Consider the following 13015-nt stretch of genomic DNA (forward strand, 5'->3'; position numbering starts at 1 on the left):
TATTATTAGCAATAATTAATCAGGGATATTGTATTTATTTGAGGTGAATCATGATAACAAAATATTTCAACAGGTTGTTTAAATCAAATGGCCATAAATCTCATAAATTTATAGATTTTATTAGTATGGGAGGAGAAAGTAGTAATAATATCACTGTTGGTGCTAACGCATATAAAAAAAATGTTATTGTCTATAGATGTGTAAACTTAATAGCTCAGTCAGCTAGCCATGTACCTTGGTTAGTTAGTAGAAATAAGGGGGGCAATTATGAAAGAATTGCCAATCATCCAATTTATAATTTATTGAAAAGACCAAATCCAGGAAAAGCGGGTGCGGATTTTTTTGGGGAAATTATCGCTAATAAGTTGTTATATGGGAATGCCTATATTTTAGTAGTACTAGTCAATATGAAACCTCGAGAGATCTATTTGCTACCAGCTAATTCTACTGAATTAATATTGGAGAAAGCAGCTCCAATAGCTTATAGATATATAGGTAATAATGAAGAGAAAGTGTATCCTATTGATCCGCTCAATAAAATGAGCAAGATACTACATTTAAAAAATTATCATCATACTAATCAGCATTACGGCTTATCCTGTCTTGATGCGGCTTCTCGCTCTATTAATTTGCATGATCAGACCACTAATTGGAATAGTTCTTTACTGCAGAATGGGGCACGCCCTAGTGGAGCTTTAATAGTAAAAGATGGCTACCTTACTGAAGAACAGTTTGATAGGTTGCAAAGCCAACTGATCGAAAAATTCACAAGCAGTAATAATTCAGGCAAACCATTACTTTTAGAAGGGGGGCTGGCATGGCAAGAAATGAGTATTAATCCTAAGGATATGGATTTTATTGAATCAAAGAATTCAGCTGCTAGAGAAATAGCTCTTGCTTTCGGTATTCCTCCGCAGTTACTAGGCATTAATGGGGACAATACTTATAGTAATATGCAAGAAGCTAGGTTAGCTCTTTGGGAAGAGACTCTAATACCTTTATTAGACAAATTATCCGATGCTTTAGGGAATTGGTTATCCCATTGGTATCAAGAAGAAATTATTATAGATTTTGATCGTGATAGTATTTCCGCTTTGACAGAAAAAAGAGAGAATTTATGGGCAAAGATTACAAATGCTAATTTTATGACTTTAAATGAGAAAAGAGCCATTGTGGGCTTAAAGCCATTAGAGGATGGTGATAGACTATGACCAATGCGACAATTACTAGGTTATACAGTTTTATTGCGAGAATTATTTCTTTACTTGAAGTAGAACTGGACGGGCTAGGAGAGAAAAAATGTAAAGATGAAATAACTGTTAAGAAAAATATTACTGAAACACTTAATAAATTGGTCAATTTAATTATTCAATTAAATAAGTTAAATAAGGATGGGGGCTGGCACGAAGATACAGTCATCCAGGAAGATGATGAATTAATTATAGAGCAGTATTTACGTAAATATCAATGAGCCACCAAAAAAAGTTGTTATACGCAATTCTGCGTAGTGATTTTACCAGTTTTATTAGCAAAGCATTTAGTAGCATTAACCCTGGTAGTCCATATCAGCCTAATTGGCATATTGAATTAATAGCTGAATATTTGCAGGCAATACAAAATGGCGATATTAAAAGATTAATCATTAATATGCCTCCTAGATCTTTAAAGTCAGTATGTATAGGAGTGGCGTGGCCAGCTTGGATATTAGGACATAATCCATCAAAACGGATTATGTCTGCTAGCTATTCCCAAATTTTAAGTGATAAACATTCATTAGATTGCCGTTTTGTTATGTCTTCCCCATGGTATAGAGAACTTTTTCCTAAAACCATCTTAAGTAGAACTCTTAATACCAAAAGAAAGTTTTTAACCACTGCTAATGGTTTTAGATTTGCCACCTCTGTTGGTGGTTCCGCAACAGGGGAAGGGGGGGATATATTAATTATTGATGACCCTCATAATCCAAGCCAAATTAATTCACCTACGATGCGCCGGCGCGTGATTGAGTGGTTCGAGCAAACTTTTGCTACGCGGCTCAATGATAAGAATACTGGCGTCATAGTATTAGTAATGCAACGCCTTCATACTGAGGATCTAACTGGTTATTTGTTAAATAATTCTACTTCTTGGAGCCACTTAAAGATTCCCTCTATGGCTACTCACGATCAGTTTTTTGCGATAAATAATTTTAAATATAAATATATTCAAGGTAATAGTTTGCATAATTTGCGAGATAATCCTCAATATCTTGTGCAATTAGAAAAAGAAATCGGCCTTTATAATTATGCAGCTCAATATTTACAAGAGCCTATTACTAATAATTGCATGTTATTAAACATACAAGATATTAATTTTTATGAAATTATACCTGAAAGATTTGATTATGTAATACAAAGCTGGGATACTGCAATTAAAATTTCTGAAAATGCTGATTATAGTGTTTGTACCTCATGGGGTATTATTGATAAAAAATATTATTTATTATCAATGTTAAGAAAAAAACTAACCTACCCTGAGCTTAAAGAACAAGTAATTAAATTATCCCAAAAATATCTCCCTAAAATTATTCTTATTGAAGATAAAGCAAGTGGACAGCAGATTATCCAAGACCTAAAACTGGCAGGGTTTGTTAATATAGCCTCGATTAAGCCTAAACTTGATAAGATCACCAGATTTGCTTCTAGTAGCACCTTGCTGCAAACAACCGCCTACCTTCCTAAACAATCCACCTTTAATAGTATATTACTTCATGAATTGCTGAGCTTTCCTCATTCTAAAAACGATGACATAGTAGATTCGGTGAGCCAATTTTTAAATTTTATGAAAGAGCAATCAGCCAAAATGCCAGCTCGAATAAGAGAATTGTAAAATTTTTTGTTTCAAATTATGCGGTTGACAAAATAAATAATTTATAGTAATTAACACAGTCCACCAAATAGTTAAATAATAATTAAATAATTAATAATTGAAATAATAATTTTAGGAGATAATAATGTTTTCGCGTTTGATGAATTTTACCTGGAATGATGTGCCAATCTTATCTGATGAAAATAATTATGAGCAGGGAAGGCAGGAAGATAATAGTTTTCAAGCAGGTATAGTGGTTGCAGGGGTTGCAGGAGGGCTCGTTACTTTATGGATTTGTTGTCAGCATGGGAGCTGGATAATAACACAAGGTGTTAAACTATATAATAAGGTATGGAATTGGTGTAATGCACAAGAGGATTCTTCCGGGGGATACCCCTTAACTCCAGACAGCAGCTGCCCACCGCTGCCCTCTTCAGGAGATACCCTTGCAAGTGGCCTCTTGGTGCAGCAGTCTTATACAGACCTACCACCACCCTATGGGAGTTGGGTATCCCTGGATTCTACCTTTAAGGGAGAGGAACCACCAAGCTATCCGTCTTGCACCCAGCAGTCTTGCCAACTACTTCAGATGGTATCGTTAGTGCCTGAGGACCCTAATACTGGCGGTGAGTCACCTCTTCTAGGAAATGCAGAGTTAGCTGTATAACACTAGCGATGTAAGTTAAGGTTTCTGGCATTATACTGCAAATTTCTTTCTACATACCTATTATCTAAATATTAATAAAAAGGCATTATGTTAAAATATATTAAGAATATTAAAAAACAACTGAATTTACTTTGGCAAGACCGAGACCTAGAGTTTGAGGATATCATACCAAGGGAGATAACAGTGACTAAGTATGTGCAAGTACCAGAAATAAAGGAGCATACAGCTTGGATGGAGAATCACAATATTAATCATTCTCCAGAAAAAGCCGAAACAACTCCACAGGATTATTATCAAGAAGGTGATGTGAACTCTAAATCATGTTGGAATAATATTGTAATTAAACTGAAAGTTTGTAAAGGGAAGAATAAAATTATCAAGAAAACTCCACGTAAATTAGACTATATTGAAACTTATGCAGAAGAAGAATTTATTATTAAGTTAACAAGCGATAAGCCTATATGCTTTGCTGCTGTCCAGGAGTTTATAATGCAAGAATTAGCAGGAGACCTAGTCGAATCTTTAAGTGCTTAACTACTATATAATATTAACTAAAAATTATACTACTTTAAATCATGTCTGAGCTCAACCCTATCCAACACGCTATAACTAATTAGATCAAGACCAGGATATTATTAATTGTTCGTTAATAACCTACCTTTATCTTAAGTACAAGTGATAATATGCTAAGAGTTATAACCAATAAAATTATTGAGTCAGTTATCAGATGGGGGGTAAGAACCTTAATAATGTTACCCTTTCTGGTCTTACCTCTAGGTCTGTTTTGGGCAGAACTAACGACTTTGAGCTGCTGCCTTTGGTGCTAGTATTAATTGCCTCTGTTGTATGTCTAGTCGGGGTTATGATAACGGTCGTGAAACTCGTTTATTACTATTGTAATAAACCCGAGGATGATGAACATGAACCTGAGGAAGTAGAAGTAACAGCTCCTTTAGACTCTCATAGTGACCCTGATATAGTTGAAGCTGAAGAGCACAATAAAAAATTAACAGGGGAGGGTAGTAAAACATCCCATTATGACAGTGGAGCACCAGATGCTGAATGAAAATTATAAATTTAATATTTGAGTTATTGAAATAATCAGAAAACAAAATATATTATAATTATCATAAGTAAAATATGAGGTTAACTATGGAAAATTATTGGAAAAATTTTGATATTTATAAGAATAAACAAGAAGTGAGAAGTACAAGTAACACAAAATTAGGAATTTCTGGGGTGCAGTCATCAACTAACTTATTTTATATCAGTAATCTGTTGATACTGAGTATTGTTATTGCTACCCTCATGGTTTTTAATAATTTAGCCGAAGCGGCTACGGTAAAAACGCCACAAACAAAGGAAACTGTCAAGGGGCAGCAGGACGAGAGTGCAAACCAGCGTAATGAAACGTACGAATATTATAACCCTTTTGAGCAATTATCCAAAAATATGGATAGGTTATGGCATAAAATAGCTATCAGGGATAATAGTGGTTATATAGTTGACGGCTCCTTCATGCATAGTACTAGCTTTAATAGTTACCTTGATAGTAATGATAAGGAACATATATTAAATATTGAAATACCTGGTTTTGAAAAAGAACAAGTGAAAGTTGAATTACAAGGGGAATATATCATTATTAAAGCTCAAAAAGCTGAGGAAAATAAGAAAGACAATTCGCCTACCAACTCACAATTCCGTAATTCATTTTATCAAAAATTGCTTTTACCAAAAGATGTTAATAAAAATGCTATCGCAACTACTTTAAAGAATGGAGTATTAACTATTATTTTGCCTAAATCGCCGATAAAAACAGAAGAAATTAAAACTATTCCTATTGGTTAAATAATATAAATTCTTTAGAGATTTTGTAAATTTATATTTAAGTAAGAGGTGTGTATATGTTGAAGAAACTATTTAAGAATACGGCGGAGTTTGAGCCAAGAGGGTGCTATAAAGGCACGTGGTACTCAAGACATGATTTTGCAGATCTTGGTAAGGCTGAACCAGGGGAGAGCGTACCAAAGGAATGGAATGATTATAGCAAAGCTATGGGTTGTTATATGAAACAATACCATAACCTTGGACCAAGAGATTATGATAAGCATATAGTTCAACATCTTAAACTAGGAGGGACTATCGGCTTGCTTGATAACGGTTATAAGGAAAAATTATCTCAGATGTCACGCGCAGACAGAAATAAAATTTTTAATGACGCCCACATTTCTGACGACACGCCTGACGGAGCAATATTAAACGCTTACAAATTAGAATTTATCCAGGGCTACTTGAACATTCTACCAGCCCCCGTTGAAGTAGTAGAGCTAGTCCAAGCCGCCGTTGTGGCACCAGAACCGGTTCTAGATACCGCTGCGCCTAAGGCATTCTGTCAATGTCCTACTGAGTCTTCAGTTGCTGCTGCAGCAGGGTCTAGTCATTTTTCTCCTCCTCCTTCCTATGCAGACGCAGTAAGAGAAGAAACAAATATGCCATTAGCAGCAGGTGCAGAGCGCGCAACAGTAGATGACGAGGCTTCTTGGCGCTGGGATTGCTAGGTGCAAAAGAAAGTGGTGATAACGTCATAGAGGCATTGTTAACTATCTAGCTTTAATAACTCCTCAGAATTATTAAAGCTATTGAGCAATTCTTCAAATTGTAAATTACTTGAATATTCAAAGGTAGTTTTATCCTGTATCTGGTTTCTGAACCAAGTGAGTTGTCTTTTGGCATATTGCCGAGTTTTCGTTTGAGTTAGGGTTAATGCTTCCGACAAAGTGACGGTATTAGTTAAATATGCTAGTATTTCTTGCACGCCAATAGCTTTTGTGCCAGCGGTGGTCAGATTAGGAAAATCTTGCGCTACTGCTTTTACCTCTTCAATAGCCCCATTATTAAACAAGGTCTCTACTCTCTCATTACAGCTCTGATATAGAAAATTACGTTCAGGGTGCAGGAGCAATACTTGCACATTAAATTTTGCCAGCGCCGCCGAACGGGCATTTTTAGCAGTGTGAAATTCAAAAATAGATCGGCCGGTTTGCATATATACTTCATAGCTTCTTATAGAACGTTGCCTGTCTGATGAGTGGAGTTTTTGGCCAGATACTACATCTAATTGCTGTAATTTTTGGAAAAATTCTACCTGGCCAATATGAGTATGTAATGCCCGGACATATTGCCGAATTTCCGGTGATATTTCAGGAATCTCATTGTAACCAAAAAGTAATGAATTAATATATAAGCCAGTGCCCCCGATAATAATTGGGAGTTGATCTCTATCGGCAATTTCTTTAATTATCTCGAAAGCTGTATTTAGATATTTTACAACTGAAAATTCCTGTGAGATAGATAAAAAATTATAGAGATGATACGGTATTTCCTGGCGATATATTGCTAAAGGTGAAGCAGTAATAATAGGGATTTGCTGATATATTTGCATAGCGTCACTATTAATTATTGCACCATTATATAATTTAGCTAAACGGTGCCCTAAATGTGTTTTGCCACTAGCAGTTGGTCCACAAATAATTAATATTTTTTTCTTTTGCATTCAAGGCTTAGACTATATTATAATATTGACCGATCGCAGTACAGAAGAGAGTTCCCCTCTTAATGCAGTAGAGCCTTGGGATTCATTGGGTTGATACCTTGCAATAATTTTTGCTTCTGTATTAGAGGCCCGGAGCAACCACCAGCCGGTAGTAGAGCTAACTCTTATCCCGTCTATAGCATTAAAAGTAATATTTTGATCTATTAATTTTTGGCCAATTTGTTTAATAACCATGAATTTTTTATCATCTTCTATTGGGATTTTTATTTCTACTGGCGGATCAATTTGAGGTAATTTATCTATCATTTCATCTAAAGACTTTTTAGATTTAGATAGCAACTCAAGCAGACGTAAAGCTGCATAAATCCCATCATCATAACCATAATATTTATCAGCGAAAAAAAGATGGCCACTAGTTTCCCCTGCTAGCAATGCTCCTGTCTCTTGCATTTTATCTTTAATATAGGAATGCCCCGTTTTCCATATTATAGGATTACCACCATACGCTTTAATTTGCTTAAATATTGCTTCACTTGTTTTGATATCCATTATAATATTAGCATTTGGATTTTGAGCTAGCACATCTTTAGCTAATATCGCAAGAATTTGTTCTGCTAGAATCATTTTGCCTGTTTTACTGATGACGCCAAGACGGTCCCCGTCTCCATCGAAGGCAATGCCTACGTCACAATTTTCAGATTGTACTAGGTGAATCAGTTCTTTCAGATTGCTTAAAAGGGTAGGATCAGGATGATGAGCTGGAAAGTTACCATCTATTTCAGAGTTTATTATTAAATTTTTATTGGGTAATTTTACTTTTAACAGTTTAATAATGTTACAAGCTGCCCCGTTGCCAGGGTCCCAGGCAACTTTTAACTTAGGATTGATCGTGATTCCTTGCAGAATTCGCTGAATATATTGCTCAGTAATCTCTAATTCTGTTAATTTACCTGTGGCAGTAAAGTGGAAGGGCACATTATCCCATTGGTGAGCACAAATCACATCGTATAAATCTTGAATTTGTTTATCATAAAATGGCGTGCCAGCTACTAGCATCTTAAAACCATTATCATCTTTAGGATTATGGGAGCCAGTAATCATGATGCTACCTGCAGGACCTAATATTTTATCAGCAAAGTATAAAGCAGGAGAAGGTACAACCCCAATTGAAATGAGTTTGCCTCCTGCATCCATAATACCGTTAACCAGTGCTTCATAAAGAGCTGGAGAGCTTAATCTACCATCGCGTCCTACACATATTGGAATATCATGTGCTTGCGTGATCATTTTAGTGAATGAAAAGCCAATTTTATAGGCGAGTAGCAGCGAAAGATCAGAAAGAGTATTACCTCGAATATCATAGGCTCTAAAAATTGTTCTCTTTATTTGTATTGTCATTATAATGAATTGATTACTAATAGACTAAACAAGTGATTATAGATGAAAATTTTAGCCTTTGATACTGCAAATAATAATGTATCTGTTGCAATTTCAGACGATCAAGTAATCTTAGCCTATATTGAGGAGCCACGGCCCTCGATGCAAGCTGAAACCATAGTGCCTATGATTGAATCAGCATTACAAATAGCTGGGATGTCTTATAAGGAACTAGATTATTTAGCTGTGACTAATGGACCAGGTAGTTTTACTGGCATTAGAATAGGGCTTTCGGTCGCCAAAGCTATAATATTGAGTACCAATATTAAGGGTATTACGGTCTCAAATTTTGAGTATTCATATTTTAGAGCAAGCACGCAGGTCAAAAATTATAGTAAAATATTTGTATTTCTTAACGCATATAGAAAACAGCTATACAGTCAAGGATTTAATAATGATGGTCTAGCTTCAAAAGCTTCATTAATAAATTATAAACAAGCTGTAGATTTAATAGGGACAGCAGAAGAGGGCACTAAAATATGCGCGGGTAGTGGAGTGGAGTTGATATATGATCAGATAAAAGATAATAAGAATATAATAGTTCTGCCGCGCTTTGCTAAAGTAAAAGCCTTACATATATGCCGGTATCTAGCTACTAAACTAGCAATAACACAAGCTTTACCTTTCTCTCCCATAGAACCATTATATATTCGCCCTCCCGATGCTAAATTGCCGAGTCAAGTTTAATATGGAGCAAATATATCACGAAATATCTCCACAAATATAAGATATATTAAGAAATTCTTTAATTTTTATTAAGATATCTCCTCTTTGCTATGCTACAATTAAGTATCATATTTTAATACAGGCTATTAGCTTAATATATTGTTATGGAGCAAAATAATGGTACAAGAGAATAGTAATAAAGCAGTGAAGGCACCAGGCGAGTTTGTGCTGGAACGGGATAATGACGGTCTTGACCATGAGGATTTAGCGACTTTATCTTCCACAAGATTAAAGCAATTAGCTTTACTCTTGAAAAATAACCCAAAGGTTACAATAATATATAAGACATCTAGATATAATACACGAGGAAACTATATAGAGACTGTTACCTCAAAACAATCACTCGCGACACTGCTAGACTCGGTTCTAGTGATGAGTAGTGATGATGATAGGGGGACGACTAGTGATAAGGGGGCCACAGCGAGGATAGCTCTAGAAAACTTATTAAAAGCAGGAGTGGGCGGGCGGCAAGACTTTCTAGACCTGAAACCTTTGCATCGTGCTTTATGGGAGAGAAATATAAAAGTTGTTAAAATACTAAGTAAAGATCCAAGTTTTCGTGCAGCTCTAAAAAAAGAGGCTAACCGTACTGACCCTTCATATAGGGCTACTGAGTTAAGGTTAGCTATAGCCCTTGATGATGTTGAAAGATTAAATTCTGCACCGGAATTGCTAGCACTTAAAGAGTCAAAAGATTTTAAACCAAGAGATTTGATTCATTACTTAGAGGAAGCGTGGGAATATGATAGTCAGAAAGTCGCCCAGGAGATTGAGAATATATATTTTCAGCCGGTTAAAGACGAATTAGCCAAATATTTTACAAAAGAACTGGAAAACAAAAAAATAATTACTACTCAAGATACAGATAAAATGAAAAAAGGCGTAATAGAATTATTATCTTCGGTATCCTTTAAAGAAGATAAAAGCGATGTCAAAGAAGTAGCAGGGGCAATAGTGAGAGAAGCTGCTATCATTTCTAATACGCCATTAGATTGGAAAACAAGATTGTTCAAAATAAAGGATGTAATAAAAGATCATCTCCCAAAAATATTTCTTAACACTAAAGCTCAGAAAATCAAGCAGATCTTGAAAGATGAAGAACTACAAAAAACATTAACGGAAATGCATAATCTAAAGAAGAATAAGACAAATACTGCTCAAGCAGCGCCCTCCTTAACATCTTATAAAAAATTACCTGAGAGATAATATTTATAGGCAGCATTAGACTACTTTCGAAACTCGCTTCTGGTAGGGAATTTGTGAAGTCAACTCTTCGCTTCAAACCGCATCGTACGTAAGTGTAGGTGAGGATTTGAGCCTAGATTCATTGTCCAAATTACCATCGCCAGTAGAGTTTCGAAAATAGTCTATTGAAACACAGTAGAGCAAGATTGTAAGATATTATTCTGCTCTACTGAACAACCGCCACGCCTCAAACTGCCAGCTTTTTCTTACTAGGCTTAACATAATTTCTTGGGGATATGCTAGGGTTTGCTTTGCCCTCTATTACCTCTTTTGTAATATGCACATGCATCTTTTTAAGATCGGTGATATTATACATACTTTCTAACAAAAGATTTTCAATTATAGATTTAAGTCCCCGTGCTCCGGTTTTTCTTGCTAAAGCTTTTTCAGCGATTGTATCTAATGCCTCACTATCGACTGTCAGTTCGACATCATCTAACTCAAATAATTTACAATATTGCTTTATAATAGCGTTTTTTGGTTCTGTTAATATTGAGACCAGCGAAGCTTTATCTAAATCATTTAATGTTGCTATTATTGGTAATCTGCCTATGAATTCTGGGATTAAGCCAAATTTTACTAGATCTTCAATTTCTAATAATTTTAGAATTTCACTATGGTTTTTTTCCTCCTTTAATTTTACATTTGCCGCAAAACCAATAGAAGTTTGAGCAGTCCGAGTGTTAATTATAGTATCGATCCCCATAAAGGCACCACCGCATATAAATAAAATATTAGAGGTGTCAACTTGTACAAAATCTTGTTGTGGATGTTTTCTGCCGCCTTGTGGAGGAACAGAGGCTATTGTGCTTTCCATGATTTTAAGTAATGCTTGCTGTACCCCTTCTCCTGACACGTCACGCGTAATAGATATATTTTCTGATTTTCTAGCAATTTTATCTACTTCATCTATATAAACAATACCTCTTTGCGCCTTGGTAATATTAAACTCGGCAGCTTGGAGTAATCTTAGTAAAATATTTTCTACATCTTCCCCCACATACCCTGCTTCAGTAAGCGAGGTGGCATCTGCCATAGTAAAAGGCACATCCAAAATTTTTGCTAAGGTTTGAGCTAATAGCGTTTTACCGGAACCAGTAGAGCCAATAAGTAAAATATTTGATTTATTTAATTCAACATCATTATTACCTGCTTCAATGTACTCTAATCTTTTATAATGATTATATACTGCTACCGCTAAGACTTTTTTGGCTTGATCTTGGCCTATTACATAATCATTAAGGGTAGCAAAAATTTTTTGAGGAGTCGGAATTGATGAAGTAACATATTTCAATGTAACTTTAGTCTCTTCTTTTATAATGTCAACGCAAAGTGCAATACATTCATTACAAATAAATACTGTTGGTCCAGCAATTAATTTGATTACTTCATGCTGGCTTTTACCACAAAAAGAACAGTTCAATTCTTTTTTTTCCAATTCACTTGACATGATGTTACTTTTTTTTTATTTATGAGTTTAACATTTTTTAATAATGGAAGTAAATTATTTTAATTATACTGACCACTAATATTATCTGCTCTTTTAAGAATTATACAGTAATTTTTAAAACTAGAAAGATATGAATTGCATGCTTTTAAAACATTTATTTCAGAATCAAATTCTTAGGTTCTGTGAGTATATATTGATTATTTTATAAGTCTAGGTGGTGTTGACAAAATTTTCTGGATTTTGACCTATACAAACCTATTACCAGATTTCCTTCACACAACCTAATAAATTACTCTTCCTTTTTTAGGATCTCTCTATTACTAATAACTTTATCTATTAATCCAAACGCTTTAGCTTGGGCAGGATCCATAAAATTGTCACGCTCCATACTATGTTCAATCGCAGATAATTTTTGGCTAGTATGTTTAACATATAATTGATTTAACATTTTTTTGATTTTCATAGTTTCTTTAGCATGAATTTCTATATCAGTAGCTTGCCCTTGATATCCTCCTGAAGGTTGATGGATCATGATACGGCTATGTGGTAAACAATAGCGCATCCCTTCTGCTCCTGCTGTCAGTAATAAAGAACCCATTGAACACGCTTGTCCTATACATAAGGTAGAAATCTTAGGCTTAATATACTGCATAGTGTCATAAATCGCTAAACCTGCAGTGACAACCCCACCTGGAGAATTAATATACATAAAAATATCTTTTTCTGGGTTTTCAGCTTCCAGAAATAATAATTGAGCAACTACAACATTGGCCATGTAGTCTTCAACTTGCCCACAGACAAAAACTATTCTTTCTTTTAATAATCTAGAATATATGTCATAAGCTCTTTCCCCTCGGGAGGTTTGCTCAATTACCATGGGTACATATGTCATTAATTTGCTCATAATATAGTTTTATTATTATTGGATAGTCGTATTTACTTTATTTGCGTTCAAAAATTAATAATAGCTAGCGATATTTAGCCTTAGGACACATAAATACCGCAGATATACTACTCGTCTTTCAAGAATTGCTCTTTCATTTTTTCATGGATTCGCATGCTCTTATGTACGGCTTGTGCGTGCTCCTAA

14 protein-coding genes are annotated in these 13015 nt (G+C 34.9%); 10 read left to right on the top strand and 4 right to left on the bottom strand.

What is annotated here, in order from left to right; translation table 11 throughout:
• Window positions 1-50: 50 nt before the first annotated feature.
• The 8 genes from ACFELV_RS06870 (at window position 51) to ACFELV_RS06905 (ending at window position 6072) form a co-directional block, all read left to right on the top strand.
• Window positions 51-1211, top strand: a complete 1161-nt coding sequence (locus tag ACFELV_RS06870; RefSeq protein ID WP_375327315.1) for a phage portal protein — start codon at window positions 51-53, stop codon at window positions 1209-1211.
• Complete coding sequence (locus tag ACFELV_RS06875) at window positions 1208-1471, top strand: hypothetical protein (protein WP_375327316.1); 264 nt, start codon at window positions 1208-1210, stop codon at window positions 1469-1471. The genes ACFELV_RS06870 and ACFELV_RS06875 overlap by 4 nt, the downstream gene beginning before the upstream one ends.
• Window positions 1468-2868, top strand: a complete 1401-nt coding sequence (gene terL, locus ACFELV_RS06880; protein WP_375327317.1) for a phage terminase large subunit — start codon at window positions 1468-1470, stop codon at window positions 2866-2868. The genes ACFELV_RS06875 and terL overlap by 4 nt, the downstream gene beginning before the upstream one ends.
• A gap of 124 nt (window positions 2869-2992) precedes the next feature.
• Window positions 2993-3514, top strand: coding sequence for a hypothetical protein (locus tag ACFELV_RS06885; RefSeq protein WP_375327318.1), 522 nt, complete (start codon window positions 2993-2995; stop codon window positions 3512-3514).
• A gap of 87 nt (window positions 3515-3601) precedes the next feature.
• Window positions 3602-4048, top strand: coding sequence for a hypothetical protein (locus tag ACFELV_RS06890; RefSeq protein WP_375327319.1), 447 nt, complete (start codon window positions 3602-3604; stop codon window positions 4046-4048).
• 193 nt (window positions 4049-4241) lie between these two features.
• Window positions 4242-4580, top strand: a complete 339-nt coding sequence (locus ACFELV_RS06895; RefSeq protein WP_375327320.1) for a hypothetical protein — start codon at window positions 4242-4244, stop codon at window positions 4578-4580.
• Window positions 4581-4666: 86 nt separating this feature from the next.
• Window positions 4667-5362, top strand: coding sequence for an Hsp20/alpha crystallin family protein (locus ACFELV_RS06900; RefSeq protein ID WP_375327321.1), 696 nt, complete (start codon window positions 4667-4669; stop codon window positions 5360-5362).
• Between the two features lie 56 nt (window positions 5363-5418).
• Window positions 5419-6072, top strand: a complete 654-nt coding sequence (locus ACFELV_RS06905) for a hypothetical protein (RefSeq protein WP_375327322.1) — start codon at window positions 5419-5421, stop codon at window positions 6070-6072.
• A 38-nt stretch (window positions 6073-6110) separates the two neighbouring features.
• Here the strand turns inward: ACFELV_RS06905 and miaA are convergent, their stop codons facing one another.
• Together miaA and ACFELV_RS06915 are read right to left on the bottom strand one after the other, a co-directional pair.
• Window positions 6111-7067, bottom strand: coding sequence for a tRNA (adenosine(37)-N6)-dimethylallyltransferase MiaA (gene miaA, locus ACFELV_RS06910; RefSeq protein ID WP_375327323.1), 957 nt, complete (start codon window positions 7065-7067; stop codon window positions 6111-6113).
• A gap of 12 nt (window positions 7068-7079) precedes the next feature.
• Window positions 7080-8459 (bottom strand): phosphomannomutase/phosphoglucomutase, encoded by a 1380-nt coding sequence (locus tag ACFELV_RS06915; protein WP_375327557.1) that lies wholly within the window; start codon window positions 8457-8459, stop codon window positions 7080-7082.
• 48 nt (window positions 8460-8507) lie between these two features.
• Between ACFELV_RS06915 and tsaB the strand changes: the two genes are divergently transcribed.
• On the top strand, window positions 8508-9191 hold the full coding sequence (gene tsaB, locus ACFELV_RS06920) for a tRNA (adenosine(37)-N6)-threonylcarbamoyltransferase complex dimerization subunit type 1 TsaB (RefSeq protein ID WP_375327324.1): 684 nt from the start codon (window positions 8508-8510) through the stop codon (window positions 9189-9191).
• Window positions 9192-9347: 156 nt separating this feature from the next.
• A complete protein-coding gene (locus ACFELV_RS06925; protein WP_375327325.1) occupies window positions 9348-10436 on the top strand; it encodes a hypothetical protein in 1089 nt (362 codons plus the stop codon).
• A gap of 226 nt (window positions 10437-10662) precedes the next feature.
• Here ACFELV_RS06925 and clpX read toward each other — a convergent pair whose 3' ends face one another.
• Complete coding sequence (gene clpX / locus ACFELV_RS06930; RefSeq protein ID WP_375327326.1) at window positions 10663-11925, bottom strand: ATP-dependent Clp protease ATP-binding subunit ClpX; 1263 nt, start codon at window positions 11923-11925, stop codon at window positions 10663-10665.
• 289 nt (window positions 11926-12214) lie between these two features.
• Window positions 12215-12817 carry an ATP-dependent Clp endopeptidase proteolytic subunit ClpP gene (clpP, locus tag ACFELV_RS06935; protein ID WP_375327327.1) on the bottom strand — a complete coding sequence of 201 codons (603 nt, stop codon included), beginning with the start codon at window positions 12815-12817 and terminating at the stop codon, window positions 12215-12217.
• Window positions 12818-13015 lie beyond the last annotated feature (198 nt).

This window comes from Candidatus Tisiphia endosymbiont of Nemotelus uliginosus, assembly GCF_964264835.1.
GTDB lineage: Bacteria > Pseudomonadota > Alphaproteobacteria > Rickettsiales > Rickettsiaceae > Tisiphia.

Excerpts from the sequence above, each read along its gene's own strand:
- clpX (WP_375327326.1), bottom strand. The coding sequence starts at position 11,925 with ATGTCAAGTGAATTGGAAAAAAAAGAATTGAACTGTTCTTTTTGTGGT.
- miaA (WP_375327323.1), bottom strand. The coding sequence starts at position 7,067 with ATGCAAAAGAAAAAAATATTAATTATTTGTGGACCAACTGCTAGTGGC.
- ACFELV_RS06885 (WP_375327318.1), top strand. The coding sequence starts at position 2,993 with ATGTTTTCGCGTTTGATGAATTTTACCTGGAATGATGTGCCAATCTTA.
- ACFELV_RS06890 (WP_375327319.1), top strand. The coding sequence starts at position 3,602 with ATGTTAAAATATATTAAGAATATTAAAAAACAACTGAATTTACTTTGG.
- tsaB (WP_375327324.1), top strand. The coding sequence starts at position 8,508 with ATGAAAATTTTAGCCTTTGATACTGCAAATAATAATGTATCTGTTGCA.
- clpP (WP_375327327.1), bottom strand. The coding sequence starts at position 12,817 with ATGACATATGTACCCATGGTAATTGAGCAAACCTCCCGAGGGGAAAGA.
- terL (WP_375327317.1), top strand. The coding sequence starts at position 1,468 with ATGAGCCACCAAAAAAAGTTGTTATACGCAATTCTGCGTAGTGATTTT.
- ACFELV_RS06870 (WP_375327315.1), top strand. The coding sequence starts at position 51 with ATGATAACAAAATATTTCAACAGGTTGTTTAAATCAAATGGCCATAAA.
- ACFELV_RS06925 (WP_375327325.1), top strand. The coding sequence starts at position 9,348 with ATGGTACAAGAGAATAGTAATAAAGCAGTGAAGGCACCAGGCGAGTTT.
- ACFELV_RS06875 (WP_375327316.1), top strand. The coding sequence starts at position 1,208 with ATGACCAATGCGACAATTACTAGGTTATACAGTTTTATTGCGAGAATT.
- ACFELV_RS06900 (WP_375327321.1), top strand. The coding sequence starts at position 4,667 with ATGGAAAATTATTGGAAAAATTTTGATATTTATAAGAATAAACAAGAA.
- ACFELV_RS06905 (WP_375327322.1), top strand. The coding sequence starts at position 5,419 with ATGTTGAAGAAACTATTTAAGAATACGGCGGAGTTTGAGCCAAGAGGG.
- ACFELV_RS06895 (WP_375327320.1), top strand. The coding sequence starts at position 4,242 with ATGGGGGGTAAGAACCTTAATAATGTTACCCTTTCTGGTCTTACCTCT.